23 protein-coding genes and 1 tRNA gene are annotated in these 24574 nt (G+C 71.9%); 16 read left to right on the forward strand and 8 right to left on the reverse strand.

The features are described 5' to 3' along the window. The first annotated feature begins 195 nt into the window (after nucleotides 1-195). The 4 genes from ABZ915_RS10615 to ABZ915_RS10630 all read left to right on the forward strand — a co-directional run bounded on the left by ABZ915_RS10615 (nucleotide 196) and on the right by ABZ915_RS10630 (nucleotide 3203). The gene (locus ABZ915_RS10615; RefSeq protein WP_361799052.1) at nucleotides 196-651 is read left to right on the forward strand and encodes an ATP-binding protein; all 456 of its coding nucleotides are present in this window, start codon (nucleotides 196-198) and stop codon (nucleotides 649-651) included. Between the two features lie 150 nt (nucleotides 652-801). After that, complete coding sequence (locus tag ABZ915_RS10620; RefSeq protein ID WP_361799055.1) at nucleotides 802-1752, forward strand: intradiol ring-cleavage dioxygenase; 951 nt, start codon at nucleotides 802-804, stop codon at nucleotides 1750-1752. 9 nt (nucleotides 1753-1761) lie between these two features. Then, entirely contained in the window at nucleotides 1762-2577 is an 816-nt protein-coding gene (locus ABZ915_RS10625; protein ID WP_361799058.1) for a triphosphoribosyl-dephospho-CoA synthase, read from the forward strand. A gap of 62 nt (nucleotides 2578-2639) precedes the next feature. After that, entirely contained in the window at nucleotides 2640-3203 is a 564-nt protein-coding gene (locus ABZ915_RS10630; RefSeq protein WP_361799061.1) for a GNAT family protein, read from the forward strand. An 18-nt stretch (nucleotides 3204-3221) separates the two neighbouring features. On the opposite strand, the gene ABZ915_RS10635 is transcribed toward ABZ915_RS10630, so the two are convergent. The 3 genes from ABZ915_RS10635 to ABZ915_RS10645 all read right to left on the reverse strand — a co-directional run bounded on the left by ABZ915_RS10635 (nucleotide 3222) and on the right by ABZ915_RS10645 (nucleotide 7813). After that, the gene (locus tag ABZ915_RS10635; RefSeq protein WP_361799064.1) at nucleotides 3222-4583 is read right to left on the reverse strand and encodes a PLP-dependent aminotransferase family protein; all 1362 of its coding nucleotides are present in this window, start codon (nucleotides 4581-4583) and stop codon (nucleotides 3222-3224) included. A gap of 66 nt (nucleotides 4584-4649) precedes the next feature. After that, a complete protein-coding gene (locus tag ABZ915_RS10640; RefSeq protein ID WP_361799067.1) occupies nucleotides 4650-6158 on the reverse strand; it encodes an aminopeptidase P family protein in 1509 nt (502 codons plus the stop codon). Between the two features lie 104 nt (nucleotides 6159-6262). Continuing rightward, nucleotides 6263-7813 (reverse strand): PP2C family protein-serine/threonine phosphatase, encoded by a 1551-nt coding sequence (locus tag ABZ915_RS10645; protein ID WP_361799507.1) that lies wholly within the window; start codon nucleotides 7811-7813, stop codon nucleotides 6263-6265. Nucleotides 7814-8308: 495 nt separating this feature from the next. Here ABZ915_RS10645 and ABZ915_RS10650 point away from each other — a divergent pair, with 495 nt between their 5' ends. After that, on the forward strand, nucleotides 8309-8974 hold the full coding sequence (locus ABZ915_RS10650) for a bifunctional DNA primase/polymerase (protein WP_361799070.1): 666 nt from the start codon (nucleotides 8309-8311) through the stop codon (nucleotides 8972-8974). A 56-nt stretch (nucleotides 8975-9030) separates the two neighbouring features. Next, nucleotides 9031-9627: a hypothetical protein gene (locus ABZ915_RS10655; RefSeq protein WP_361799073.1), complete on the forward strand. Its 597-nt coding sequence runs from the start codon at nucleotides 9031-9033 to the stop codon at nucleotides 9625-9627. A gap of 244 nt (nucleotides 9628-9871) precedes the next feature. On the opposite strand, the gene ABZ915_RS10660 is transcribed toward ABZ915_RS10655, so the two are convergent. From ABZ915_RS10660 to ABZ915_RS10670, 3 genes are all read right to left on the reverse strand, one after another. After that, a complete protein-coding gene (locus tag ABZ915_RS10660; RefSeq protein ID WP_361799075.1) occupies nucleotides 9872-10837 on the reverse strand; it encodes a DUF5926 family protein in 966 nt (321 codons plus the stop codon). Between the two features lie 336 nt (nucleotides 10838-11173). Beyond that, nucleotides 11174-11728 carry an ATP-binding protein gene (locus ABZ915_RS10665; RefSeq protein WP_361799078.1) on the reverse strand — a complete coding sequence of 185 codons (555 nt, stop codon included), beginning with the start codon at nucleotides 11726-11728 and terminating at the stop codon, nucleotides 11174-11176. Nucleotides 11729-11960: 232 nt separating this feature from the next. Continuing rightward, complete coding sequence (locus ABZ915_RS10670) at nucleotides 11961-12797, reverse strand: glycerophosphodiester phosphodiesterase (RefSeq protein WP_361799081.1); 837 nt, start codon at nucleotides 12795-12797, stop codon at nucleotides 11961-11963. A 268-nt stretch (nucleotides 12798-13065) separates the two neighbouring features. Between ABZ915_RS10670 and ABZ915_RS10675 the strand changes: the two genes are divergently transcribed. Continuing rightward, nucleotides 13066-14562, forward strand: coding sequence for a trypsin-like peptidase domain-containing protein (locus tag ABZ915_RS10675; RefSeq protein WP_361799084.1), 1497 nt, complete (start codon nucleotides 13066-13068; stop codon nucleotides 14560-14562). A gap of 63 nt (nucleotides 14563-14625) precedes the next feature. Beyond that, nucleotides 14626-14712, forward strand: a tRNA-Ser gene (locus ABZ915_RS10680). A 93-nt stretch (nucleotides 14713-14805) separates the two neighbouring features. Here ABZ915_RS10680 and ABZ915_RS10685 read toward each other — a convergent pair. Continuing rightward, nucleotides 14806-15237 (reverse strand): hypothetical protein, encoded by a 432-nt coding sequence (locus ABZ915_RS10685; protein WP_361799088.1) that lies wholly within the window; start codon nucleotides 15235-15237, stop codon nucleotides 14806-14808. Nucleotides 15238-15281: 44 nt separating this feature from the next. Continuing rightward, a complete protein-coding gene (locus tag ABZ915_RS10690) occupies nucleotides 15282-16148 on the reverse strand; it encodes a bifunctional DNA primase/polymerase (protein WP_361799091.1) in 867 nt (288 codons plus the stop codon). 414 nt (nucleotides 16149-16562) lie between these two features. Here ABZ915_RS10690 and ABZ915_RS10695 point away from each other — a divergent pair, with 414 nt between their 5' ends. The 8 genes from ABZ915_RS10695 to ABZ915_RS10730 all read left to right on the forward strand — a co-directional run bounded on the left by ABZ915_RS10695 (nucleotide 16563) and on the right by ABZ915_RS10730 (nucleotide 24394). Continuing rightward, on the forward strand, nucleotides 16563-16874 hold the full coding sequence (locus tag ABZ915_RS10695) for a hypothetical protein (RefSeq protein ID WP_361799094.1): 312 nt from the start codon (nucleotides 16563-16565) through the stop codon (nucleotides 16872-16874). A gap of 159 nt (nucleotides 16875-17033) precedes the next feature. After that, entirely contained in the window at nucleotides 17034-18215 is a 1182-nt protein-coding gene (locus tag ABZ915_RS10700) for an acyl-CoA dehydrogenase family protein (RefSeq protein ID WP_361799097.1), read from the forward strand. Between the two features lie 32 nt (nucleotides 18216-18247). Next, a complete protein-coding gene (locus ABZ915_RS10705; protein WP_361799510.1) occupies nucleotides 18248-19243 on the forward strand; it encodes an OB-fold domain-containing protein in 996 nt (331 codons plus the stop codon). Nucleotide 19244: 1 nt separating this feature from the next. Next, a complete protein-coding gene (locus ABZ915_RS10710; protein WP_361799100.1) occupies nucleotides 19245-20288 on the forward strand; it encodes an acyl-CoA dehydrogenase family protein in 1044 nt (347 codons plus the stop codon). Between the two features lie 72 nt (nucleotides 20289-20360). Continuing rightward, a complete protein-coding gene (locus ABZ915_RS10715) occupies nucleotides 20361-20756 on the forward strand; it encodes a MaoC/PaaZ C-terminal domain-containing protein (RefSeq protein ID WP_361799513.1) in 396 nt (131 codons plus the stop codon). Next, a complete protein-coding gene (locus ABZ915_RS10720) occupies nucleotides 20753-21919 on the forward strand; it encodes a lipid-transfer protein (protein ID WP_361799103.1) in 1167 nt (388 codons plus the stop codon). The genes ABZ915_RS10715 and ABZ915_RS10720 overlap by 4 nt, the downstream gene beginning before the upstream one ends. A gap of 147 nt (nucleotides 21920-22066) precedes the next feature. Beyond that, entirely contained in the window at nucleotides 22067-22624 is a 558-nt protein-coding gene (locus tag ABZ915_RS10725) for a SigE family RNA polymerase sigma factor (protein WP_361799106.1), read from the forward strand. A gap of 90 nt (nucleotides 22625-22714) precedes the next feature. Then, nucleotides 22715-24394, forward strand: a complete 1680-nt coding sequence (locus ABZ915_RS10730) for a long-chain fatty acid--CoA ligase (protein WP_361799109.1) — start codon at nucleotides 22715-22717, stop codon at nucleotides 24392-24394. The last annotated feature ends 180 nt before the right edge of the window (nucleotides 24395-24574 follow it).

A 24574-nucleotide genomic window follows, 5' to 3' on the forward strand; every position in this document is an offset into this window, starting at 1 on the left:
GCTCATCATCGCACTGCCCTTACCCGCGCCCTACGGCAGGTCCGCGGCAAGGGCACCGCCGGGCCGCCCCTCATACACCGATTCGTCCCGAGCCGCATCCCCCGTATGGGCGGCGTCACGTCAACGGGGCGCTTACGCATGGCCACGGGCGGCAATACGTAACGGTATGTCGAGCCGCAGCCAGGAGGCTGGAGCATGAGCATCTGGTGGTCACTCCATCTGCGGCGCGAGGCCGCGAGCGTGCCGCTCGCCCGACGCCTGCTCCTGGGCACGATGGAGACGGCGGGCGTGGACCCCGACGTCTCGTACGACCTGTCCGTCGCCCTCAGCGAGGCCTGCGCGAACGCCGTCGAGCACGGCGGGGGCGGCGGGGGCGGGGCGCTCGGCGAATCCTGTGAGGCGTACCGGGTGACGGCCTACCTCGACGGCGAGAAGTGCCGTATCGAGGTGACCGACTCCGGCCCGGGACCGGCCCGCGGCACGGACGTCCGGCTCCCGCGCCTGGACGCCGAGCACGGGCGCGGCCTGTGCCTCATCCGGGAACTCGCCGACCACGTCCACATCGGGCCCAAGCCGGGCCGGGCCGGGACGGTGGTCACCTTCGACAAGATGCTCAAGTGGCGGGACGACGCGCCGCTCATGGCCGTCTAGGAAACCGGTCGCGAATCCGGCCTGGAATCCCGTCTGGAATCCGGCTGTTCAGGCACTCGGCCCCGGGCACTTCAGCTTTCTCGGCTTTCACAGCCTTTTCTCAGCCGCGGCCCATGCCCCTGACAAGCCCGGTTCCTACGTTCCTCGACCATGACGGGAAAGCACAAGAACAACATCACCCGGCGTCGCGCGATCGCGGTGACCGGCGGCACGGTCGCGGCCGGCGGGATCGCCGTCGCCGGTTACCAGTCGGCGTTCGCCGACACGACCACCGAGACCTCGGCGAGCGCGTCCGCCTCGGCCACCTCGACCAGCGGCACCTGCACGCAGCTGATGGCGAGCGTCACGGAAGGGCCCTACTACCTCGACGGTGCCTTGGTGCGCAAGGACATCACCGAGGGCAAGAGCGGCGTACCGCTGACGCTCCGTCTCACCGTCGTGGACGCCACCGACGGCTGCACCCCGGTCCCCGGCGCGGCCGTGGAGATCTGGCACTGCGACGCCTGGGGCTACTACTCCGGCTACACCACCGCCAACCCCGGCGGCTCGGCCCCGGCCGAGAGCGAGGAGGGCGACAGCGCCAACGACAAGACCTATCTGCGCGGTTACCAGATCGCCAACGCCAACGGGGTCGTCAAGTTCGAGACGATCTTCCCCGGCTGGTACACCCCGCGCACCTGTCACATCCACGTCAAGGTGCACACCGGCGGTGAGAAGGAGGACGGCACCTACGAGGGCGGCAAGGTCAACTTCACCGGCCAGCTGTTCTTCGACGACGACACCGCCGAGGCGATCTTCGCGCTGGAGCCGTACTCCAAGCACACCGGGACCTACACCGAGCTCGCCGACGACATGGTCTACGACGGCGGCGGCGCCTCCAGCGGTCTGCTGACCCTGGAGCCCGTGCACAAGAAGGACCCGTCCAAGGGCTACAAGGGCTTCCTCACCCTGGGCATCGACCCCGACGCCGAGAACACCGGCGCGGGCAGCGGCGGCGGAGGCACCCCGCCGAGCGGCGCCCCCAGCGGTGCTCCGACGGGCACTCCGCCGAGCGGCGCCCCGAGCGACAGTGCCTCCCCTTCGGCCTCCGCGTCCTCGTAAGGTACGGCCATGAGCAGTCGCGAGGACGACGCGCTGGCGCGGGCCGCGGTGGACGCGCTCACAACGCAATTGCTTCTGGCTCCCAAGCCGGGGCTGCCCGATCCGCGTGACCTGGCCGCCCGGACCACCCGCCGGGACCACGGTGCCCTGCGCTGGTCGGCGAAGGCGCTGGCGCCCGGCCTCGCGGCGATGGCCGCCTCCGCCCGCCGCACCGGCGACGTCACGCCGGCGTTACGGGCGGAACTGGGCGCGATAGGCCGCTGCGCCGAGCACTCGGTCGGCCTGGCGGGCGGCGGACACCGGGGTGCCCTGTGGACGCTGGGGCTGCTGGTCGCGGCGGCCGCGCTCGGCCCGCGGCCGGGGGCACGGGACGTGCTGACGGTCGCCAAGCGGATCGCCGCGCATCCCGACCGCCGCGCCCCGCTGCGGCCCTCGCGGGGCTCCACCGTGTCGGCCAAGTACGGCGCGGCCGGGGCCCGCGGCGAGGCGAAGGCCGGATTCCCGCACGTGCGGCGGGCGTCGGCCGCGCTCGCCGCCGCCCGTTCGGCAGGCGCCACCGAGGCCGAGGCCCGTCTGGACGCCCTGCTCACCGTGATGTCCACCCTCCAGGACACCGAACTGCTCTACACGGCCGGCCCGCTGGGCCTGCGCCATGTGCAGGCGGGCGCCCGCGGGATCATGGAGGCGGGCGGTACGGCGACGCCCGAGGGTGCCGAGGCGCTGGCCGCCCTGGACGCCGACCTGCACGCGCGCGCGTGGAGCCCACGGGGAAGCGCGGGACTGCTCGCGGGGGCCTTGTTCCTGGATTCGCTGCCGGTGGCTTGAATTCCGGAATCCGCTTTTCCGGCCCGGCGGACGCCGAGACCATGGCCACCTAGGGTGACCGCATGGACATTCCGGCCGAGAGACTGACCGACGACGTGATATTGCGGCTCGCCACGGAAGCCGATGCTCCGGCGCTCGCCGCGGCCTATGTGGAGAACCGCGGGCATCTCGCCCCGTGGGAGCCCAGGCGCCCGGAGAAGTTCTTCACCGTCGCCGGTCAGGCGGCCGTGCTCGGCGAAAAGCTGCGGCAATTCGCCGAGCGGCGGACCGTCCCGTGGGTCCTGGAATCCGCCGACGGCCGGATCGCCGGGACGATCACGCTGTCCGGGATCGTGCTCGGCCCCTGGTGCAGCGCCTTTCTCGGTTACTGGATCGCCGCCGACCACCAGGGGCGCGGGCTGGCGACCGCCGCCGTGCGGGCGGTGTGCCGCGTGGCCCGCGAGACCGTGGGGCTGCACCGCATCGAGGCGACCACCGTCCTGGACAACGCCGGCTCCCAGCGCGTGCTCGCCAAGTGCGGTTTCGAGCACATCGGTACGGCCCCGCGCTATCTGGCCATCAACGGGGCCTGGCGGGACCACCGGATGTTCCAGCGGATCCTGCACGACGACGAGCCGACCCCCTGACCTGCGGTCCCGGCCGGTTCACCCCGCGTCCAGCACCTTGGCCAGCACCTCCAGCGCTTCCGGATACGCCCGTTCGCGAGGCGTGCCGTACCCGATGACCAGGCCCTGGGGCCGGCCCTCGCCGGGGCTGTGCCAGTGGCCGCCCAGGTGGCCCACGGCCAGGCCCTCGGCCTCCGCGCGGGACAGCGTCTCCGCCTCGTCGGCGACCTCCACCAGGGCGTGCAGCCCGGCCGCGATACCCCGCACCCGGCGCCCGCCCAGCCGGTCCAGCAGCTGGTCCCGGCGGCGCCGGTAGCGCAGCCGGCACGCCCGCACATGACGGTCGTACGCGTGGCTGTCGATGAGCTCGGCGAGCGCCAGCTGACCTATCGTCTCGGTGTGGTGGTCGCTGTGCAGCTTGGCGTCGGCGACCTGGTCCACCAGGTGCGGCGGCAGCACCATCCAGCCCAGCCGCAGCGCGGGGCCGAGGGTCTTGGAGGCGGTGCCCAGGTACACGACCCGGCCCGGCGCCATGCCCTGGAGGGCGCCCACGGGCTGACGGTCGTAGCGGAACTCCCCGTCGTAGTCGTCCTCGACGATCAGCCCGCCACGCGCGCGTGCCCAGTCGGTGAGTGCCCGCCGCCGCTCGGGGTGCAGGGTCACACCGGTCGGGTACTGGTGGGCGGGCGTGACGATCACGGCCGACTCCTCGCCCAGGTCCTGCGCGCACACGCCCCGCTCGTCGACCCGTACCGGGATCACGCTCCCGCCGTTGTGCCGCACCACGTCCCGGTGGAAGGGCAGTCCCGGGTCCTCCATGGCGATGTGGCCGCCCAGCACGCGTGTGAGGAGCGCCAGGCCCTGCACGTACCCGGAGGTGATGACGATCCGGTCCGGCGGCGCGATCACCCCGCGCGCCCGCCCCAGGTAGCCCGACAGCGCCGTGCGCAGCTCGATCCGGCCGCGCGGATCGCCGTAGTCGTACGCCAGCGAGGGCGCCGTCGCGATGGCCCGGCGCAGCGCCCGCAGCCAGGCCGCCGCCGGGAACGCCCCGACGTCCGGGCTGCCGGGCCGCAGATCGAAACGCGGGGCACGCGCGCGTGCGACCGTCTCCGGCGCGTCGGGGTCCACGGAGGGCAGCGAGGCCACCCGGGTGCCCGACCCCTGCCGCGCCGTCAGGTATCCCTCGGCCACCAGCTGGTCGTACGCCGCCTTCGCGGTCCCCCGCGAGATCCCCAGCTCCACCGCGAGCCGCCGCGTCGCCGGCAACCGCGTCCCGGGCGACAGCCGCCCCTCCCGCACGGCATCCCGCAACGCCCGCTCGAGCCCGGCCCGCCGCCCGCTCTCCGCGTCCGGTTCGAGATGCAGATCCACACCGATACCGGACAAGAACTCGTTCACGAACACCCTCCCCCTAGGCACGTGAATGGCCGGGCACCCCTCCGGTACCCGGCCATCAGGCTTGTATCAGCCCTCGCTGCCGTTCAGTGACGCCATCCACGCCTCGACCTCGTCGGACCGGCGCGGCAGGCCTGCCGAAAGGTTACGGTTGCCGTCCTCGGTGACCAGGATGTCGTCCTCGATGCGGACACCGATGCCCCGGTACTCCTCCGGCACGGTCAGGTCGTCGGCCTGGAAGTACAGGCCCGGCTCGACCGTCAGCACCATGCCGGGCTCCAGCGTGCCGTCCACGTACGTCTCCACGCGCGCGGCGGCGCAGTCGTGGACGTCCATGCCGAGCATGTGACCGGTGCCGTGCAGCGTCCAGCGGCGCTGGAGGCCCAGCTCCAGGACGCGCTCCACCGGGCCCTCGACCAGACCCCACTCGACGAGCCGCTCGGCGAGCACCCGCTGCGCGGCGTCGTGGAAGTCCCGGTACTTCCCACCCGGCTGCACGGCCGCGATGCCGGCCTCCTGGGCGTCGTACACGGCGTCGTAGATCTTCTTCTGGATGTCGCTGTAGCTGCCGTTGACCGGCAGTGTGCGCGTGACGTCCGCGGTGTACAGCGTGTGCGTCTCCACGCCCGCGTCCAGCAGGAGCAGGTCGCCGGAGCGGACCGGGCCGTCGTTGCGCACCCAGTGCAGGGTGCAGGCGTGCGGGCCGGCCGCGCAGATGGAGCCGTAGCCGATGTCGTTGCCCTCCACGCGCGCGCGGAGGAAGAACGTGCCCTCGATGTAGCGCTCGCTGGTCGCCTCGGCCCTGTCGAGGACCTTCACCACGTCCTCGAAGCCGCGCACGGTGGAGTCGACGGCCTTCTGGAGCTCGCCGATCTCGAAGTCGTCCTTGACCAGCCGGGCCTCGGAGAGGAAGACGCGCAGTTCCTCGTCGCGCTCGGCGGTGACCTTGTCGGTGAGGGCGGCCTCGATGCCGGCGTCGTGGCCGCGTACGACGCGGACCGGGCCGGTGGCCTCGCGCAGCTTGTCGGCGAGGTCGCGCACATCGGCGGCCGGGATGCCGTACAGCGCCTCGGACTCGGTGAGCGAGTGGCGGCGGCCGACCCACAGTTCGCCCTGGCCGGACAGCCAGAACTCGCCGTTCTCCCGGTCGGAGCGCGGCAGGAGGTAGATCGTCTCCTTGTGGCCGCTCTTCCCGTCCGGGGTGCTCGTGGGCTCCAGGACCAGGACACCGTCCTCGGTCTGGTCGCCCGTGAGGTACGTGTACTCGACCGACGACCGGAAGGCGTAGTCCGTGTCGTTCGAGCGGGTCTTCAGGTTGCCCGCCGGGATCACCAGGCGCTCGCCCGGGAAGCGGGCGGACAGCGCGGCACGACGGCGCGCGGTGTGCCCGGCCTGCTCGACCGGCTCGAGATCGCGCAGCTCCGTGTCGGCCCAGCCGGACTTCATGTTCTCGGCGAGCTCGTCGGACACGCCCGGGTACAGGCCGTTCTTGCGCTGCTTGATGGGCTCTTCGGAATCGGTCCCCAGGGTCTCCGGGTTCTCCGGGTTCTCCGGGGTGAGCTCGTCCGCCACGGTCATCCTCCTCGACACTGCGCTGGATCCCGTCCATCGTACGGTCGTACCGGACAGGGCCACAGAGCCGAACGCTCATGACCGGGCGAGCTGCCCTCTTGACTGACCGATCAGTCGAACCGCGCCGCCAGCAGCACCACGTCCTCCTCGCTGTCCGCCGTGGCCAGTCCGTCCGGCAGCACCGTGCGCAGCACGTGGTCGGCGAGGGCACCGGGGTCGTGGCGCATGGCCCGGGGCGCGCTCGCGGCGGCCGCGTGCAGCCGGGCGAAGGCGCGGTCCATGGGGTCGCCGGTGCGGTGCAGCAGCCCGTCGGTGTACAGCAGGACGGTGTCCCCGGCCTCCGCCTGGATCTCGGCGCTCGGCGCCTCCCAGCAGGCGAGCATCCCCAGGGGCGCGGACACGGAGGTCTCCGCGAACTCCGTGCGCCGTTCGCCGATCAGCAGCGGCGGACTGTGCCCGGCACCGGCCAGGGTGACCTTGCGCAGCGCGGGCTCGCAGTAGGCGAACAGGGCGGTGGCCGAGCGGGCCGGCTCGGTCAGGCGCAGCAGCAGCTCCAGGTCGGACAGGACGGCGACCGGGTCCTCGCCCTCCATCACCGCGTACGCCCGCAGACTGGCCCGCAGCCGTCCCATGGCGGCGACCGCGCTGGGCCCGGAGCCGGTCACCGAGCCGACCGCGAGGCCCAGGGCGGCGTCGGGCAGCGGCAGCGCGTCGTACCAGTCGCCGCCGCCGCGCGGGCCGGTGCGGTGCCGGGCGGCGAGCTGGACACCGGCGACCCGCGGCAGCCGGGAAGGGAGCAGTTCCTCGGCGATGGTCGCCATGCACGCGCGCGTGCGCTCCACTTCCAGCAGCCGGGCCAGGTGTTCGGTGGCGTAGCGGACGTACAGGCCGGCCAGATGGCGGCGGCGCTCGTCCGGCTCGGCGGGCTCGTCGTAGAGCCAGCCGGCGGCGCCGAGACGGCCGGCGGCGTCGGTGGCCAGGGGGAGGGCGTAGCTGGCGGCGTAGCCGAGACGGGCGGCCACCTCGCGGTGCCGCGGGTCGAGGCCGTCCTCGGCGAACAGGTCGGGGTGGACGCTCTCGCCGCACCCGCCGGGCGGTCCGGCGGGGTCGAGGAGTTCGCCGTAGGGCAGGGCGCCGCGCGGCACGGTCTCGATGTGGCCGAGGTCGGCCCGGCCCAGTCCCAGGCCGACGGTCGTGCGGGGGCCGAGTCCGTCACCGGGTTCCAGTGCGACGAGGCCGCGCCGGGCGCCCACCAGCGCGGCTCCGGCGCGCAGCAGTTCCGTCAGCGCCGAGTCGAGGGTGCCGGTGCGGGCCAGGCGTTCGGTGAGTTCGTGGAGGGTGGTGAGGTCCGAGACCCAGCCGGCGAGCCGGTCCTGGAGCACGGCGCCGGGGGCGGGGGCGTGCGGGTTGTGCGGGGAGTTCGCCGGATGGGCGGTGGGGACCATCGGGGTGCCGGGGACGGCGGGTGCGGGTGCGGCAGTGTGGGCGGGCGTGGGAAGCGTTGAATCGATTCCGGCCACTTTCGGGGGGTGAGGGGCGTTCATGGTGTCCGGCCTTCGGACCTGTGCGTATTGCTCAAAAGCATCGCAAACCCCCATGTCTTTCTGCGCCGCTAGCAGTGTCTCCACATGTACACGCACTCGTGAGGGGATGTCCAGCATTGTCCTGCTGGGATTCCTGGTGTCCATGGGCCACTTGTGGGTACGTGCATAAGGTCTTGCATTACGGCGAAGTTGGCTTGAAACTGCCTCAGGTAACGGTTCATTGCGGTCGACTGGGCTTGCTCCACGGAGCGTCACAGCGGTCGTGATGGGTACGTACTCGGAGAAGGCCAGGGGTGGTTGGGAACTACCCGGAACCTGGCAACGGACCCGGGCGTCTTAGCCACCGACGACCGTGCCCCATCCTCCCGTGGCGGAGGCGAAGAGAAATACGCGCGACGGCAAAACGCCAGACTTCGCCACCCCCACGCCGCGGCCGTGCTTTTGATGGACGCAGTATGGACGCGGACGCGGCCAACGCTCGACCCCCTGGGGTTCCCCTTGCTCTGCGCAAGGGTGTGATGCGCCAACAGGTACGCACAGTGAAGTGATCGACACATGATGTGATGTGGTCCACGGTGTTGCCAGCGGTGCAACGGAAAGGAACGAGCGCTCATGCGCGAGATCCTCGGAAGGCGACGCAGGCTCCTGTCCGGGCGTGACGACGGGAGGCCCGAGCTGATCAGCGCGGCCCTGACCTTCGCGACGGAATGGCGGTGGCCCGTACTCCCGGGCGTGGCCCCGGACCCCCGCGGGCGGTCCCGCTGCACATGCCCCGACCAGGAGTGCACGGTACCCGGCGCGCACCCCTTCGACCCGGGCCTGCTCACGGCCACCACCGACGAGCGCATGGTGCGCTGGTGGTGGACCAATCGGCCGAGCGCGCCCATCGTCCTCGCGACCGGCGGCCAGGCGCCCTGCGCGGTCAGCCTGCCGGCCGCCGCGGCGGCCCGCGCCCTCGACGCCCTCGACCGCGTCGGCATGCGCCTGGGGCCGGTGGTCGCCTCGCCCGCCCGCTGGTCGCTGCTCGTCAAGCCCTACTCCATGGAGCAGTTGGGCGAGCTGCTGTACGCCAAGGACTTCGTCCCCGGCTCCCTGCGCTTCCACGGCGAGGGCGGGTACCTCGCCCTGCCCCCGTCCGAGACCGGCCAGGGTGACATCCGCTGGGAGCGCGCCCCGCTGCCCGGCTCGGCCGCGCCGTGGGTGCCCGACGTGGAGGCCGTGGTGGACGCCGTGGTCGACGCCCTCACTCGTACGGGTGTGAGCGCGCCCGAGTTGTAAGGGTGTCGGGCGCGCGCGAGGCCCGTGGCGCGCCCTTGGACTTATCTTCCCTGTTCATGAACGTTCGTCTGCTCGCCCTCGCGGGCGTCGTGGCGTGCGCGGTCGCGCTGCCGCTGACTGTGGCGTCCGCCGGGCAGGTGGGCGACGCGCGGCGCGCGGCCGTACGCACGTCCGAGCGCGCCGACGCCGCGGCTCCGGGCGTCGACGGTGCGGCTCCGGGCGCCGATGCCAGGGTGCCGGGCGCCGACGCCAAGGATCCCTCCACCGTGCCCACTCCCACCCCGCTGCTGCTCGGCCTGGGCCTGGCCACCGCGGCCCGCTGCGGTCCCGAACTCACCTCGCCCGCCGGTGTCGAGGGCCAGACCTGCGTCATGACGCAGAGCGCGGAAACCTGGGCACGCACCTACTACCGCAACGCCACCGGCGAGGCGCTCGACGCCGTCCTGAGCTTCATGGGGCCCGGCGGACGCACGGTGCAGATGCGCTGCGCCGTGGGCGCCGACGACGAGCCCGGCACGTGCGAGACACCCAGGGAACGCAGCCGGGGCGTACCGGACGCCTACACGGCCGTCACGGAGTTCGCGGCACGAGGCGCCGACGGTCCGCTGCTGCTGCGCTCCGGGAGCAACTCCGAAGTTCCCACGGGGAGTTGACGGACGACAGCGTTCCGTACACCGGAGGCGGACATGCAAAGACCCGGTTGCTGGCGACGGGGGATGCACCAGCAACCGGGCTACTGGAACGGTAACAAGAGATCGGCGGTTCGCAAATTCGATCTCGGCTATTCGGACACGGATTTGCCTGTCACATTGGGGAGTTGTGACAGGAGTCACCCGGTTGGGCGGCCTGACCGCGACTGACCGGCCGGTCAGTCGCGGTCCGCGTGCCGGCCGCGCGTCAGCTGAGCGTGACCTGCCGGTTGGTGAGCCCGCCGCGGGCCCGGCGCTCGTCCGCGGTGAGCGGAGCGTCCGAGGCCAGGGCGGCGGCGAGGCGCTCGGCGAACTCGGCGGCCGGCTTCTCCACATCCTCCGCGCCGACCCCGCTCGGCAGATCCCAGACCGGCACGGTGAGCCCGTGAGCGCGGAAGGAACCCACCAGCCGGGTGCCCTCACCGAGGTTCGACCGGCCCGCCGCGTGCAGCCGGGCAAGAGCGTCCAGAAGCTGCTCCTCGGCGTGCGGCATGACCCAGCGCAGGTGGTTCTTCTCCGGCGTCTCGCACCAGTACGCGGCGTCCACTCCGGTCAGCTTCACCGTCGGGATGGCGGCGGCGTTGGCCCGCTCCAGGGAGGCGGTCACGTCGGGCGTGGCGTTCTCCGGGTCCGGCACCCAGAACTCGAAGCCGCTGTGCACCACGGGTTCGAACGCGCCCTCGGGGTCGATCAGATCCTGAAGCCGCGGACCGTCGGCCGGGGCGCGGCGGCCCTGCACCGGAGTGCCCGGTTCGACGGTGAGGGCCCGCTGGAGGGTGTCGGCGAGGTCGCGGCTGATGTCACCGGACGCCGTGTCGTTCTGGAGGCCGAGCAGGATCGAGCCGTCGTCGCGGCGCAGGGCCGGCCAGGCCATCGGCAGCACCGTCGCGAGCGTGACCGACGGGACGTCCTCGGGCAGGCCGTCCTTCAGGGACAGCGCGACCGTGGCGGCGGGCACCAGCTCGCGCAGCGCCACCCAGTCGCACTCGCCCGGCAGCCCCTCGAAGGGCCGCTGGACCAGCTCGGTCACGGCGTGCGCGGCGGCCCGGCCGTGGCAGGCCTTGTAGCGGCGGCCACTGCCGCAGGGGCAGGGCTCGCGGGCGCCGACGACCGGGATCTCCCCGTCGGTGAGCTGCGGCCGCTTGGCCTTCGTCTGGGGTCGCTTCTTGGCCATCGTGGGTGTCTCCCGGTTACGGCTCGTCTCGTACGGGCGCGAGCCTAGTCGCTCACGCGGCGGCCGACGGGGAGCTGTGGACAACGTGAACTCGTGGTCAACGACAGCCTCCCCGGAGCGGCACGAGCCCGGCGGACCGGAGGCACGGCCCGTGTCCCCTTGGGGCGGTCGGGCCGGTCCGGGGCCGCGGCCGCCTCTCCCGGGCCGACGGCGGCCGGTCGGGCTTGCCGCGGGGCCCGCCGCGGGCTCGTCGGCCGTCGGCTTGTTCTGCCTCGGAGTGTTCGGTCTCGGAGTGTTCGGTCTCGGCGTGTTCAGCCGATGTCCGTCTCCGTGTGGTCAGTCGATGTCGTCGAACACGTCCGTGAAGTCCAGTTCGCCGGCCATCGCCGAGACCGGGGGCGCGGTGACGCGCGTAGCGAAGTCGTCACGACGGTGCGAGGCGTCCGGATCGTGTACGTCCTCGTGGACCACCACCCACACCGTGACCTCACCCCGGGCGTCGTCCCGGACGCCCCAGTCGTCGGCCAGCGCGGTGATGATGTTCAGCCCTCGGCCGCCGTGCGCGGTCACCGAGGGGGTGGCCGGAGCCGGGCGGGTCGGGCCGCCGCCGTCCGTGACCTCCACGGTGAGGCGGCCCCGGAGGTCCACCTGCCACGCGGCCCGCACATCGCCGTCGCCGACGGCCGCGTCACCCAGGGGACGTCCGTGCTTGCAGGCATTGCTCAAAAGTTCGGAAAGGATAAGTACGGCATCGTCGATGACCGATTCCGACACTCCACCCCCGCGCAACTGTGCGCGCATCCGGTGCCTGGCTTCCCCCACGCCCGCAGGGCCATGGGGTACGGCCATGCTCGACGACGTGGGCACCTCCTGTGCCACCACCAACGCCACCCCCGAGACCTCCTTCGCCCCACGCCACGGTGTGGATGCCCTTTTGGCCTGAACCGGAAACCGGCCAATCCACTTCCGATGACGCATTCACCGCAGTCGAATACGGATCGAACGCGCCGGAGCACTCCCTGTGAGGAGATGGCTGGATTTCGGGGATATGGCCGAAAGGGGAGGATGCTTCAGGCGGGTGTCCGGGTCAAGATCTGCGGCCGGATGAATGTCCGCGACAGGCTCAAAGCGTGCGGCCGAGTCGGTCCAGTACCGCGCGCGGGCGGTTGGTGATGATGGCGTCGATGCCCAGCTCGACGCAGAGGTCGACGTCCTCGGGCTCGTTCACCGTCCACACGTGCACCTGGTGACCGGCCCGCTTCAACCGCTCGATGTACGCCGGATGGTTGCGCACGATCCGGATCGAGGGACCCGCGATCCGCACACCGGCGGGCAGCCGTCCGTCGCGCAGCCGGGGTGAGACGAACTGCATCAGGTACACCGTCGGCAGCGTCGGCGACGCCGCCCGCACCCGGTGCAGCGAACGCGCCGAGAAGCTCATGACACGCACCTGCGACTCGGCGGCCGAGGCCGGGGCGTCCAGGCCGAACCGCTTCAGGAGCAGCAGCAGCCGCTCCTCGACCTGCCCGGCCCAGCGCGTGGGGTGCTTGGTCTCGACGGCCAGCTCCACCCGGCGCCCGGCGTCGGCGATCAGCTCCAGCAGCCGTTCCAGGGTCAGTACGGAGGTGTCCTCGCGGTCCTCGGGGCGGTGCTCCCAGTCGGGCTCCTCGTCGCGTACGCGCCAGCTCTCGCGGGTCTTCCACGAGCCGAAATCCAGCGCGGCCAGGTCGGCGAGCTCCAGGGCCGACACCGCCCCGCGTCCGTTGGACGTACGGTTGACGCGCCGGTCGTGGACGCAGACCAGATGGCCGTCCGCGGTCAGCCGGACGTCGCACTCGAGGGCGTCCGCGCCGTCCTCGATCGCCTTCCGGTACGCGGCGAGGGTGTGCTCCGGGGCGTCCTCGGAGGCCCCCCGGTGGGCGACGACCTGGATGTGTTGCTGTCGTGCGTGGGTGGTCACCGCGTCATGGTGCCACCGCGAAGGGGTACGCACGTATCTGAGAACCGTCTGAGATGTTCCGGGGATGTGACTGGTCCGTCCCTAATGTCGGATATAAGGAATAGCCGTGGACCCACAGTCACCGCTTATGGTGCTCTGACGGCCCGTGGGAAAAGCTGGGGCATACAAAAGCACATGCACAGCTGCAGCGCGCTGGGTCGACGACGAGCGTGAACGAGCGTGACCCAGTGCGACCGAGAACAACAGCCGTGGATCGAGGAGAAGAGCTGTGAGCACCGAGAACGAGGGCGGCACCGCGGTACCCCCTGCCCCGTCCGCACCTCCAGTGCCGGTGGCGACTCCCGGTGCTTCCCCGCAGGCGGCCGCGCCCGACGGGGGCGCGCCGACCACTCCACTCCCGCCGGTGCCCCAGGGCGCCCCCGGCGCGCCGGAGCAGAGCGCGGCCCAGGCGCCCCAGGGCTTCGCCCAGGAGGGGCACGCCTCCGGGCCCGCGCCCGACGGCTCCTGGCCGCCCCCACCCCCCGCGACGCCCTCGTACGCCGACGGGGGCGCGGGTGCCGGCTACGGCGGTGCGGGTTACGGCGGTGACGGATCGGGCTCCGGCTGGGGCTCCTCGTACCAGCAGCCCGCGCCGAAGTCCGGCCGCGGTCGCGGCGGGCTGGTCGCGGCGGTCCTGGTGGCCGCGCTGGTCGCGGGCGGCCTGGGCGGTGGCCTCGGCTACACCCTGGCCAAGAACAACGACGACACCGGCTCCACCACCGTCTCCGCCTCCAGCAGCGCCTCTCAGGTCAAGCGTGCGCCCGGCACGATCGCGAACGTGGCCGCCAGGGCGCTGCCCAGCACGGTCACCATCGAGGCGGAGAGCACCAACGGCGAGGGTGGCACCGGCACCGGCTTCGTCTTCGACAAGCAGGGCCACATCGTCACCAACAACCACGTGGTGGCGGACGCGGTGGACGGCGGCAAGCTCACCGCCACCTTCCCGAACGGCAAGAAGTACGACGCGGAGATCGTCGGCCACGCGCAGGGCTACGACGTGGCGGTCATCAAGCTCAAGAACGCCCCCTCCGACCTCAACCCGCTCGCCCTCGGCGACTCCGACAAGGTGGCCGTCGGCGACGAGACCATCGCGATCGGCGCCCCCTTCGGACTGTCGAACACGGTCACCACGGGCATCATCAGCGCCAAGAACCGCCCGGTGGCCTCCAGCGACGGCAGCTCCACCAGCAAGGCGTCCTACATGAGCGCCCTGCAGACCGACGCGTCCATCAACCCCGGAAACTCCGGCGGCCCCCTGCTGGATGCCTCCGGCGCGGTGATCGGCATCAACTCCGCGATCCAGTCCAGCGGCAGCGGCGGCGGTCTGGGCGGCTCCGGCCAGTCCGGCTCCATCGGCCTGGGCTTCGCCATCCCGATCAACCAGGCGAAGTACGTCGCCCAGCAGCTGATCAAGACCGGCAAGCCCGTCTACGCCAAGATCGGCGCGTCCGTCTCCCTCCAGGAGAGCACGGACGGCGCGAAGATCACCGACCAGGGCACGGGCGGCGCCGCCGCGGTCGAGTCCGGCGGCCCCGCGGACAAGGCCGGCCTCAAGCCCGGCGACGTCATCACCAAGCTCGACGACCACGTGATCGACTCCGGGCCGACCCTGATCGGCGAGATCTGGACCCACAAGCCGGGCGACAAGGTGACGGTCACCTACACGCGCGACGGCAAGGAACACACGGCCGAACTCACCCTGGGCTCCCGCGCGGGCGACAGCTGACCCCCACGCGCACCTGCCCACCCGTTACTCTTGTCCCCGCGCCGCCGATCTCGCGCGGCGCGGGGAGGCGTGCCCGAGCGGCCGAAGGGAACGGTCTTGAAAACCGTCGTGGCAGCGATGTCACCGTGGGTTCAAATCCCACCGCCTCCGCGCGATGAGCAGTGAGAACGGCCCCTGACCAGGCGTGTTGGTCGGGGGCCGCTCTCGTGAGTGCTGTCTGTCTGCCTGTCTGTCTGTTCGCCGTCAGAGTTCCTCGTCCCGGGCCAGGGCATCCCAGTCCACTCCCCGTAGTCCCGCAACCGCCTCGCTGCCCTGGGGGACCTCCGGGGTCTTCTGGAACCAGATGACCGTGAGGTTCGAGTGGTACAGGTACGGCTCCGCCTCCGGGGCGAGGGGGGTGGAGCGGAAGTTGCCGACGCAGGTCACGGGCGGCAGGAGTTCCATGGGGCCGAAGGGGCCCGGCTCCTCGTCGGGGTAGTCGCGGAGCGGCGGGACGAGGTGTACGGGGGTGGCCGGGAAGTGGCGGTGGGTGGAGCTCAGCAGGCCCTTGATCTTCATCTCGTTGAAGCGGTTGAACGGATAGCCCTCCAGGAACTCGCCGTACGTCGAGGACAGGCGGAGCGCTGTGAGGTCGATGGAGCGGCCGGACGTGAGGAGGACGTGGCTGAGCTGCATGGGCCACACCCTAGGGAGACCCGGTGGGCGGAGGCTCGCGGTTTTTACGGGCGGTGGCCGCTCATCCGGGCCGCCGAGGCGATCGTCGCGCGGGCCTCGCGTTCGGGCAGGCCCGTGTGGACGGCCGCGTCGATCAGCGGAGCGACGAGGGCGGGGCCGATGCCGTTCTCGTAGGCGCGGCAGGCGGCCCAGAAGAGACGGGTGTTGCGCTGGCCCTCGTGGGCGGCGAGGACGAACTGGATCAGGCCCTGGCCGTGGTGTCCGGTGGACGGCGGGGTGGGGTGCGGGGCGCGCGGGGGCGGGAGGAGCAGCCGGAGCAGGGCCGGTGGGCAGGCGGCGGGGACGATGTGCGCGGTGCCGGGGGCGGTGGAGTAGACGCCGTGGTCGGTGCGTGAGCCGGGGCCGACGAGGTAGCCGCCGGCGCCGCGGATGTCGATACCGGGGGCCAGCCGCCCGGCCGAGTTGGGGACGACGACGTCGGGCGGGCCGGTCAGCCAGAGGTGGCGGCCGCCGCTGGGGGTGAGGACGACGACCGTCACGGGGATCGTGAACAGGTGGCGCAGCGCCAGTTCGCGCAGGGCGGCCGAGGAGTCCGTGCCCGTTTTGGTGTCCAGGTCGACGCCGATCAGGTGGTGCGGGGGCAGGCCGCAGGCGATGCCGTAGCCGGTGGCCCAGGGTGCGGCGGCGAACAGTTCACGGATGCGCGCCGGGTCCCTGGCGGCGTCGTACACGCCGTGGCCGAAGCGTCCGCACTCGCCGTGGCAGGCGGGGGTGGTGGGGTCGTCGCGGTGGGGGGAGCGCAGGGCCGGGAGTTTGGTCCGGGACAGGGGGATGACGGCCAGGCCGCGTTCCGCGGCTGACAGGGCGTGTGCGAGGGCCAGCGTCGTGGCCTGCCGGTCGGTGGTGGCCATGTATTGATGGTCGTACGTACGTTCGAAAAAAGGAAGAGGGGGCGAGGGGCGACGCGCCGTGCGGCTCGTCCGGCGGGAGTGTTCGGCGGGGCGTGCGCCGGACGTGCGCCGGAACGATTCACCGCTTGGGGCGCCTGACCGCCACCCTGTCCTGCCGTGTCCCGTACTGTCCTGGCCTGTCACTTCCGGTGGCTAAAGGTGGCGAAAGGGGTTTATCGACTTGTCCTCACGCTTACGTGCGAACAGCGGCTTCCGGGATGGTTCGCCAGGGATTCGGTGGGCAACTCTGGAGGCGCGACGTCGTGCAGTGCACAACCGTCGGGGCGGTCGGCCAACTGCCTTGGCAGCAGCCGTACTTCATGCACGTACTTCCTTCATGCATGTTCTTCATGCACCTGTTCTGGGAGGAACACCATGGCAAGCATCCGTACCGCCCGCGTTCTCGCCGCCGTCTCCGCCCTCCCCCTCGCGGTCGCCCTCTTCGCCGGCGTCGCCTCCGCGGACAACGGCGCTTTGGCGGGCAACGGATCGAACGCGGGCGCGTCGAGCGTCTCCGGCAGCGGGGTCGGCCTCGACAACTACGGCAACTCGTCCACCACGGGGCAGAACGCGGTCGGCTTCGGCGCCTCGAACCAGAGCAATACCGCGCAGGTCAACGGATCGGTGCTCACCCCGATCCAACAGGGGAACGACAACGTGGCCATCCGCTTCACCCGCATGTGGTGAGCCCGGAGGGGGCAAGGGGGGCTCAAGTCCCTTGTGGGGTGCGCTCAGTGGGGATGTGAGACGTCTGCGCGGCGGTACTTCGGTGCCGCCGCGCAGGCGTTTTCCCCTGCCTGATGGCGACCTTGACACCCGACGGGATCTGACGGACAGTCAGAAACCATGCATCTCGCCCCCACCGAGCGCCAGCAGCGGCTGCGCGCGGAACTGCGCGCCTACTTCCGGGACCTGCTGCCACAGGGCCCGCCCGGCGGGACCGGTCACACCGGCGAAGCCGATCCGCACGAGCGCCGTACGCTGCTGCGCCGCATCGGCGCCGACGGCTGGCTGGGCCTCGGCTGGCCGGTCGAGTACGGCGGCCGGGGCCGGGGCGCGGACGAGCAGTTCGTGTTCTTCGACGAGGCGTACCGGGCGGGCGCCCCGGTGTCCATGGTCACGCTGAACACCGTTGGACCCACGCTGATGAAGTACGGCAGCGAGGAGCAGAAGGCCCACTTCCTGCCCCGGATCCTGCGCGGCGAGCTCGTCTTCGCGATCGGCTACAGCGAGCCGTCCGCCGGGACCGATCTGGCCTCGCTGCGGACCCGTGCGGTGCGGGACGGCGACGGCTGGCTGATCGACGGGCAGAAGGTCTTCACCTCGGGCGCCCAGCACGCCGACTGGATCTGGCTGGCCTGCCGCACCGACCCCGAGGCCCCCAAGCACCGGGGCATCTCCCTCCTCCTCGTGCCCACGGACGCGCCCGGGTTCTCCTGGACGCCGATCGAGACGGTGGGCGGCCAGGCGACGACGGCCACCTACTACGACGGGGTGCGGGTCCCGGCGGGCAGCCTGGTCGGTGCCGAGAACGACGGCTGGTCGCTGATCACGAACCAGCTCAACCACGAGCGGGTCGCCCTCGCCACGATCGGCATGCAGGCCGAGGAGTTCCTCGCGGCGGCGCTGACCGCCGCCCGTACCCCCGATCCGGTGACGGGGCGGCGTCGCGTTGACGAGCCGTGGGTGCGTTTTCAGCTGGCCGAGGCGCATGCCCGGCTGGCGGCATCGCGCCTGCTCAGCTGGCGTTTGGTGGCGGATGTGGGGGCCGGTCGACTGGCCCCCGGCGAGGCGAGCGGGGTGAAGTTCGCGGGAACGGAATCGGCTGTCGCGACGTATCGCATGTGTCAGCACATCGTGGGCGAGACGGGACTCGTCCGCTCCGGTTCCCCGGGCGCGTTCGGGGCCGGAGAGCTGGAGCGGCTGAACAGGGCGGCACAGATCAACACGTTCGGGGGCGGGGTGAGCGAGGTGCAGCGGGAGATCGTCGCGACGATGCGGCTCGGGATGACGAGGGGGCGGCGGTGACCGCGCCGGCCGATAAGCCGGAGGCCGGGCCGGTGACGGGGCCCGAGGCATACGCGGCGCGGCTCAAGGCGTACGAGGGGCGGGCGGCCTCCGTGGCCGGGGCCGGCAAGGACCCGGTCAACCAGCCGATGATCCGGCACTGGTGCGAGGCGATGGGCGACACCAACCCGGCGTACACCGGGCCGGACGCCCTCGCACCGCCCACCATGCTCCAGGCCTGGATCATGGGCGGCCTCTCCGGCCACGAGGGACGCACGGACGCCTACGACGAACTGCTCGGCCTGCTGGACGAGGCGGGCTGCACCTCGGTGGTCGCCACCGACTGCGAGCAGGAGTACCTGCGGCCCCTGCGGCCGGGGGACGAGGTCACCTTCGACACGGTGATCGAGTCGGTGTCGGAGCGGAAGAAGACGAAGCTCGGCACGGGGTACTTCGTCACGACCCGCACGGACGTGCGCGTGGCCGGCGACCTCGCGGGCACGCACCGCTTCCGCATCCTCAAGTACGCCCCGGCCCGGCGTAGGGCCCCCGGGAAGTCCCGGGCCCGCCGCCCCCGCCCGGTGGTCAACCGCGACAACGCCGGCTTCTGGGAGGGCGTCGCCGAGCACCGGCTGCTCATCCAGCGCTGCACGGGCTGCGGCACCCTGCGCCACCCCTGGCTGCCGGGTTGCAACGCCTGCGGCTGCCTGGACTGGGACACGGTGGAGGCCGGTGGCGAGGGAACGGTCTACTCCTACGTCGTGATGCACCACCCGCCCTTCCCGGCGTTCGCGGAATCCGATCACGCCGCCGACGCGGGAGGCCCCTACGCGGTCGGCCTCGTCGAACTGGCGGAAGGCGTGCGGATGGTGAGCAACGTGGTCGGGGTGCCGTACGACAAGGTGCGCATCGGGCTGCCGGTCCGGGTCGAGTTCCGGCGGTACGAGACCGCCGCGGCCGACGAGGGCGACGAGGGCGACGAGGGCGACGAGACCGACGAGGGCGCGCAGGTCCTGCCGGTGTTCCGGGTCTTCGAGAGCGAGGCCTGACATGGACTTCACGCCCACCGAGGAGCAGGCCGGGGCCCGTGAGCTGGCCGCGCGGATCTTCGGCGACCTGGCCACGCACGAGCGGCTGGCGGCCGCCGGCACCGGCAGCGACCCCGAGCTGTGGAAGGCCCTGTGCGGCGCGGGACTGGTCGGCGCCGTGGAGGAACTGGGCCTGCTCGGACTGGTGCTGCTCCTGGAGGAACAGGGACGCACCACGGCCCAGGTGCCGTACGCCGCCACCTGCGTGTACGGACTGCTGGCGGTCACCGCCCACGGCACCCCGGAGCAGCGGGAGCGGCTGCTGCCGGGCATCCGGGACGGATCGGCGGTGGTGAGCGGGGCGCTTCCGGCACAGGCGGGTGTACGGGTCGTCGCGCGCGGCGGGGCGACCGGCCGGGCGGAGCTGACCGGAACCGTCCCCGTCGTCCCCTGGCTCCGGGACGCCACGCACGTCCTCCTCGCCGACGGCGACCACCGGCTGTGGCTGGTGCCGCTCGTGGAGGGCGCCGACGTCACACCGGTCGAGCTGACCGCGCCCTGGGCGGCCGGGCGGCTCACGCTCGACGGGGCCCGAGCCGAGCGGCTCGGCGCGGCGGAGGCCTGCGCGGATGTCCTGGCCACCGCCCGTACCGCCTTCGCCGGACTCCAGGCGGGCGTGTGCGCGGGCTCCCTCGCCCGGACCGTGGCGCATGTGAACACCCGCGAGCAGTTCGGCAGGCCGCTGGCCACCCGGCAGGCCGTTCAGCTGAAGGCCGCCGACGCGCACATGGACACCGAGGCGATACGGGTGACCGCGTACGAGGCGGCCTGGCGGCGGGACGCCGGACTGCCGTACGCCACGCACGCGCTGACGGCCGCCTGGTGGGCGTCCGAGGCGGGGCAGCGGGTCGTGCACACGGGCCAGCACCTGCACGGCGGCGCGGGAGCCGACCTCGGCCACCCGGTCCACCGGCACTTCCTGTGGGGGCGGCAGCTGGACGCGTATCTGGGATGCGGCGGCGAAGTGCTTCAGGAACTGGGGGAGTTGATCGCGAGTGGGGAGTGAGGCGGGGAGCGAGAGGGCGAGTGGGACGGGGAGCGAGAGGGTGAGTGGGACGGGGAGTGGGACATGACGGAGGTGAAGGCCGGCGCGCAGCTGCCCCCGCTGGAGATCCCGATCACGCGCACGCTGATCGTGGCGGGTGCGATCGCGTCGCGGGACTACCAGGACGTGCACCACGATCCCGAGCTGGCGCGGCACAGGGGCTCCCCGGACGTCTTCATGAACATCCTGACGACCAACGGCCTGGTCGGCCGGTACATCACGGACCACTTCGGTCCCACCGCCGTGCTCCACAAGGTGGCCATCCGGCTGGGGGCACCCAACTACCCCGGCGACACGATGGTGCTGTCGGGCACGGTCGAGGAGGTGGCCGGCAGCACCGCCACGGTCCGTGTCGTCGGGGAGAACGGCATCGGACGCCATGTGACCGGCACGGTGACGGTCACCGTCCCACCGGAGCGTGCGGCATGAGCGGGCGGACCAGGGACACCCTCGGCGGGCGGGCGGCGATCGTCGGCATCGGGGCGACGGAGTTCTCCAAGGACTCGGGGCGCAGCGAACTCAGGCTGGCGGTGGAGGCGGTGCGGGCCGCCCTGGACGACGCGGGGCTGACGCCGGGCGATGTGGACGGGATGGTCACGTTCACGATGGACACCAGCCCGGAGATCACCGTGGCGCAGGCCTGCGGCATGGGTGAGCTGTCCTTCTTCTCCCGTATCCACTACGGCGGTGGGGCGGCCTGCGCGACCGTCCAGCAGGCGGCGCTCGCCGTCGCCACCGGGGTGGCCGAGGTGGTGGTCTGCTACCGGGCCTTCAACGAGCGGTCGGGGCGCCGGTTCGGTTCGGGAGTGCGGCACCGGGAGCCGTCGGCGGAGGGTGCGGCGCTCGGCTGGGGGCTGCCCTTCGGGCTGCTCACCCCGGCCTCCTGGGTGGCGATGGCGGCGCAGCGCTATCTGCACACCTACGGGCTGGCACCCGAGGTCTTCGGGCAGGTGGCCGTCGTCGACCGCGGGTACGCGGCGACCAACCCGGCGGCGTACTTCCACGGCCGCCCGATCACGCTCGCCGACCATGCCGCCTCGCGCTGGATCGTGGAGCCGCTGAGACTGCTGGACTGCTGCCAGGAGACGGACGGCGGGCAGGCGCTGGTGGTGACGTCCGTGGAGCGGGCCCGCGACCTGCCGCACCCGCCCGCCGTGATCGCGGCGGCCGCCCAGGGCGCGGGCCGGGCGCAGGAGCAGATGACCAGCTTCTACCGCGACGACCTGACCGGCCTGCCGGAGATGGGCGTGGTGGCCCGCCAGTTGTGGCGTACCTCGGGGCTGTGCCCGGCCGACATCGACGTGGGGATCCTCTACGACCACTTCACGCCCTTCGTGCTGATGCAGCTGGAGGAGTTCGGGTTCTGCGGCAGAGGGGAGGCGGCGGACTTCGTGGCCGCGCGGGGGCTGCCGCTGAACACCCACGGCGGCCAGCTGGGGGAGGCGTATCTGCACGGGATGAACGGGGTGGCGGAGGGCGTGCGCCAGCTGCGGGGCACGGCGGTCAACCGAATACCGGGGGCGGCCCGGGCCCTGGTGACGGCGGGTACGGGGGTGCCGACGTCGGGGCTGGTCCTCGCGGCGGACGGATGAGCCCGCACGGGTAAACCCGTAGTACAAGGGGGCCGTCCGTCCACCTTCAGGAGGTGGAGCCTGCCCCACCCCTACAACCTGAGGCGGACCTCGCTCCGGGACCTGGGGCCGATCCGCGGGAACAGGGGTCGCTCATAGCGTGGAGTCATGACCACACCCGTCTGCACCAGCGCGTCGGCCGTCGCTGCACCAGCGAGGCAGACCCGGCCGTACCCGTCGTTCTCGTCGTACGTCAGGGCTCGCCAGTCGGTGCTGCTGCGTACCGCCCGGTCGCTGACCGCGAACCCGAGCGACGCCGAGGACCTGTTGCAGACCGCGCTGACGAAGACGTACGTGGCCTGGGAACGGATCGAGGACCACCGCGCGCTGGACGGCTATGTCCGCCGGGCGCTGCTGAACACGCGCACGTCCCAGTGGCGCAAGCGCAAGGTCGACGAGTTCGTGTGCGACGAGCTGCCCGAGCCGGAGCCGGTGCTCGACGGGAACGACCCGGCCGAGCGGCAGGCGCTGCACGACGCGATGTGGCGGGCGATAGGCAAGCTGCCCGCCCGGCAGCGGGCGATGGTCGTCCTCAGGTACTACGAGGACCTGAGCGAGGCGCAGACGGCCGAGGTGCTCGGGGTGTCCGTCGGCACGGTGAAGTCGGCGGTGTCGCGGGCGCTCGGCAAGTTGCGCGAGGATCCCGAGCTCGGCCTGGTGAGATAGGCCCGCGAAGCACGCGAGTTTTCCTTCCCCTAGTGACATACCGCGCGGTATGTGCGCAGAATCAGCGCAACCCTTACTACCGCGTAGGCAATGCCGCCTCGGGAGGACGCCGTGCTGAGCACCATGCAGGACGTACCGCTGACCGTCACCCGCATCCTTGTGCACGGTGTGCTGGTGCACGGACGGTCCCAGATCACCACATGGACCGGGGAGGGTGAGCCGCAGCGACGCAGCTTCGCCGAGGCGGGGATCCGCGCGGTCCAGCTGGCGAACGCCCTCCGCGACGACCTCGGCGTGCGGGGCGACGACCGGGTCGCGACGTTGATGTGGAACAACGCCGAGCATGTCGAGGCGTACTTCGCGATCCCCTCCATGGGCGCGGTACTGCACACGCTCAACCTCCGCCTGCCCGCCGACCAGCTGGCCTGGATCGTCAACCACGCCGCCGACCGGGTGATCATCGTCAACGGTTCGCTGATCCCGCTGCTCGCCCCGCTGCTGCCCAGGCTGACCACGGTCGAGCACATCGTCGTCTCCGGACCCGGCGACCGCTCCCCGCTCGCCGGTGCCACCGCGCGGGTGCACGAGTACGAGGAGCTGATCGCGGACAAGCCGAAGACGTTCGACTGGCCGGAGATCGACGAACGCCAGGCCGCCGCCATGTGCTACACCTCCGGCACCACCGGCGACCCCAAGGGCGTGGTGTACAGCCACCGTTCGATCTACCTGCACTCCATGCAGGTCAACATGACCCAGTCGATGGGCCTGACCGACCAGGACACCTCGCTGGTCGTGGTCCCCCAGTTCCACGTCAACGCCTGGGGCCTGCCGCACGCCACCTTCATGACCGGCGTCAACATGCTGATGCCGGACCGCTTCCTTCAGCCCGCCCCGCTGGCCGAGATGATCGAGAGCGAGAGGCCGACGCACGCCGCCGCCGTCCCCACCATCTGGCAGGGCCTGCTCGCCGAGCTGACCGCCAAGCCCCGGGACGTCTCCTCCCTCACCCAGGTCACCATCGGCGGCGCCGCCTGTCCGCCCTCCCTCATGACGGCCTTCGACAATCTCGGCATGCGGGTCTGCCACGCCTGGGGCATGACGGAGACCTCCCCCCTGGGCACCATCGCCCGCCCGCCGGCCCACGCGGTCGGTACGGACGAGGAGTTCGCCTACCGCCTCACCCAGGGCCGCTTCCCGGCCGCGGTCGAGGCACGGCTCACCGGCCCCGGCGGCGAGCGCCTCCCCTGGGACGGCGAGTCGGCCGGCGAGCTGGAGGTGCGCGGCCCGTGGATCGCCGGCGCCTACTACAACGGCCCCGACGCCGAACCACTGCGCCCCGCCGACAAGTTCAGCGAGGACGGCTGGCTGAAGACGGGAGACGTGGGGACGATCTCCCCCGACGGCTTCCTCACCCTCACCGACCGCGCCAAGGACGTCATCAAGTCCGGCGGCGAGTGGATCTCCTCGGTCGACCTGGAGAACGCCCTGATGTCCCACCCGGACGTCGCCGAGGCCGCCGTCGTCGCCGTCCCCGACGACAAGTGGGGCGAGCGCCCGCTGGCCACCGTCGTCCTCAGGGAGGGCGCCACCGCCGACTTCGAGTCCCTGCGCGTCTTCCTCGCCGAGGAGGCCAAGATCGCCAAGTGGCAGCTCCCGGAGCGCTGGACGGTCATCGAGTCGGTACCGAAGACGAGCGTGGGCAAGTTCGACAAAAAAAAGATTCGCGAAGCACACAGGTTGGGGGAGCTCGACGTCACCAAGCTCAACTGACTTTCGCTGAGTCGCGTACGGAGCCCCTGGCAACCGCTGGAGGCTCTGCGCGCCGCCCTCTGCCGGAGGCTTCTCCTATCTCAGGTGTGGCGTCGACCGGCCCGCAAGGAAATGCTCGATCCAGAGCCGCTGTGTGGGCTGTCCGAGGCTCGAACGACGCCCCCGTTATGTTTTCCGCGG

The sequence above is a fragment of the Streptomyces sp. NPDC046915 genome, assembly GCF_040644935.1.
GTDB lineage: Bacteria > Actinomycetota > Actinomycetes > Streptomycetales > Streptomycetaceae > Streptomyces.

Excerpts from the sequence above, each read along its gene's own strand:
- ABZ915_RS10615 (WP_361799052.1), top strand. The coding sequence starts at position 196 with ATGAGCATCTGGTGGTCACTCCATCTGCGGCGCGAGGCCGCGAGCGTG.
- ABZ915_RS10620 (WP_361799055.1), top strand. The coding sequence starts at position 802 with ATGACGGGAAAGCACAAGAACAACATCACCCGGCGTCGCGCGATCGCG.
- ABZ915_RS10625 (WP_361799058.1), top strand. The coding sequence starts at position 1,762 with ATGAGCAGTCGCGAGGACGACGCGCTGGCGCGGGCCGCGGTGGACGCG.
- ABZ915_RS10630 (WP_361799061.1), top strand. The coding sequence starts at position 2,640 with ATGGACATTCCGGCCGAGAGACTGACCGACGACGTGATATTGCGGCTC.
- ABZ915_RS10640 (WP_361799067.1), bottom strand. The coding sequence starts at position 6,158 with ATGACCGTGGCGGACGAGCTCACCCCGGAGAACCCGGAGAACCCGGAG.
- ABZ915_RS10645 (WP_361799507.1), bottom strand. The coding sequence starts at position 7,813 with ATGCTGGACATCCCCTCACGAGTGCGTGTACATGTGGAGACACTGCTA.
- ABZ915_RS10650 (WP_361799070.1), top strand. The coding sequence starts at position 8,309 with ATGCGCGAGATCCTCGGAAGGCGACGCAGGCTCCTGTCCGGGCGTGAC.
- ABZ915_RS10655 (WP_361799073.1), top strand. The coding sequence starts at position 9,031 with ATGAACGTTCGTCTGCTCGCCCTCGCGGGCGTCGTGGCGTGCGCGGTC.
- ABZ915_RS10660 (WP_361799075.1), bottom strand. The coding sequence starts at position 10,837 with ATGGCCAAGAAGCGACCCCAGACGAAGGCCAAGCGGCCGCAGCTCACC.
- ABZ915_RS10685 (WP_361799088.1), bottom strand. The coding sequence starts at position 15,237 with ATGCAGCTCAGCCACGTCCTCCTCACGTCCGGCCGCTCCATCGACCTC.
- ABZ915_RS10690 (WP_361799091.1), bottom strand. The coding sequence starts at position 16,148 with ATGGCCACCACCGACCGGCAGGCCACGACGCTGGCCCTCGCACACGCC.
- ABZ915_RS10695 (WP_361799094.1), top strand. The coding sequence starts at position 16,563 with ATGGCAAGCATCCGTACCGCCCGCGTTCTCGCCGCCGTCTCCGCCCTC.
- ABZ915_RS10700 (WP_361799097.1), top strand. The coding sequence starts at position 17,034 with ATGCATCTCGCCCCCACCGAGCGCCAGCAGCGGCTGCGCGCGGAACTG.
- ABZ915_RS10710 (WP_361799100.1), top strand. The coding sequence starts at position 19,245 with ATGGACTTCACGCCCACCGAGGAGCAGGCCGGGGCCCGTGAGCTGGCC.
- ABZ915_RS10720 (WP_361799103.1), top strand. The coding sequence starts at position 20,753 with ATGAGCGGGCGGACCAGGGACACCCTCGGCGGGCGGGCGGCGATCGTC.
- ABZ915_RS10725 (WP_361799106.1), top strand. The coding sequence starts at position 22,067 with ATGACCACACCCGTCTGCACCAGCGCGTCGGCCGTCGCTGCACCAGCG.
- ABZ915_RS10730 (WP_361799109.1), top strand. The coding sequence starts at position 22,715 with ATGCCGCCTCGGGAGGACGCCGTGCTGAGCACCATGCAGGACGTACCG.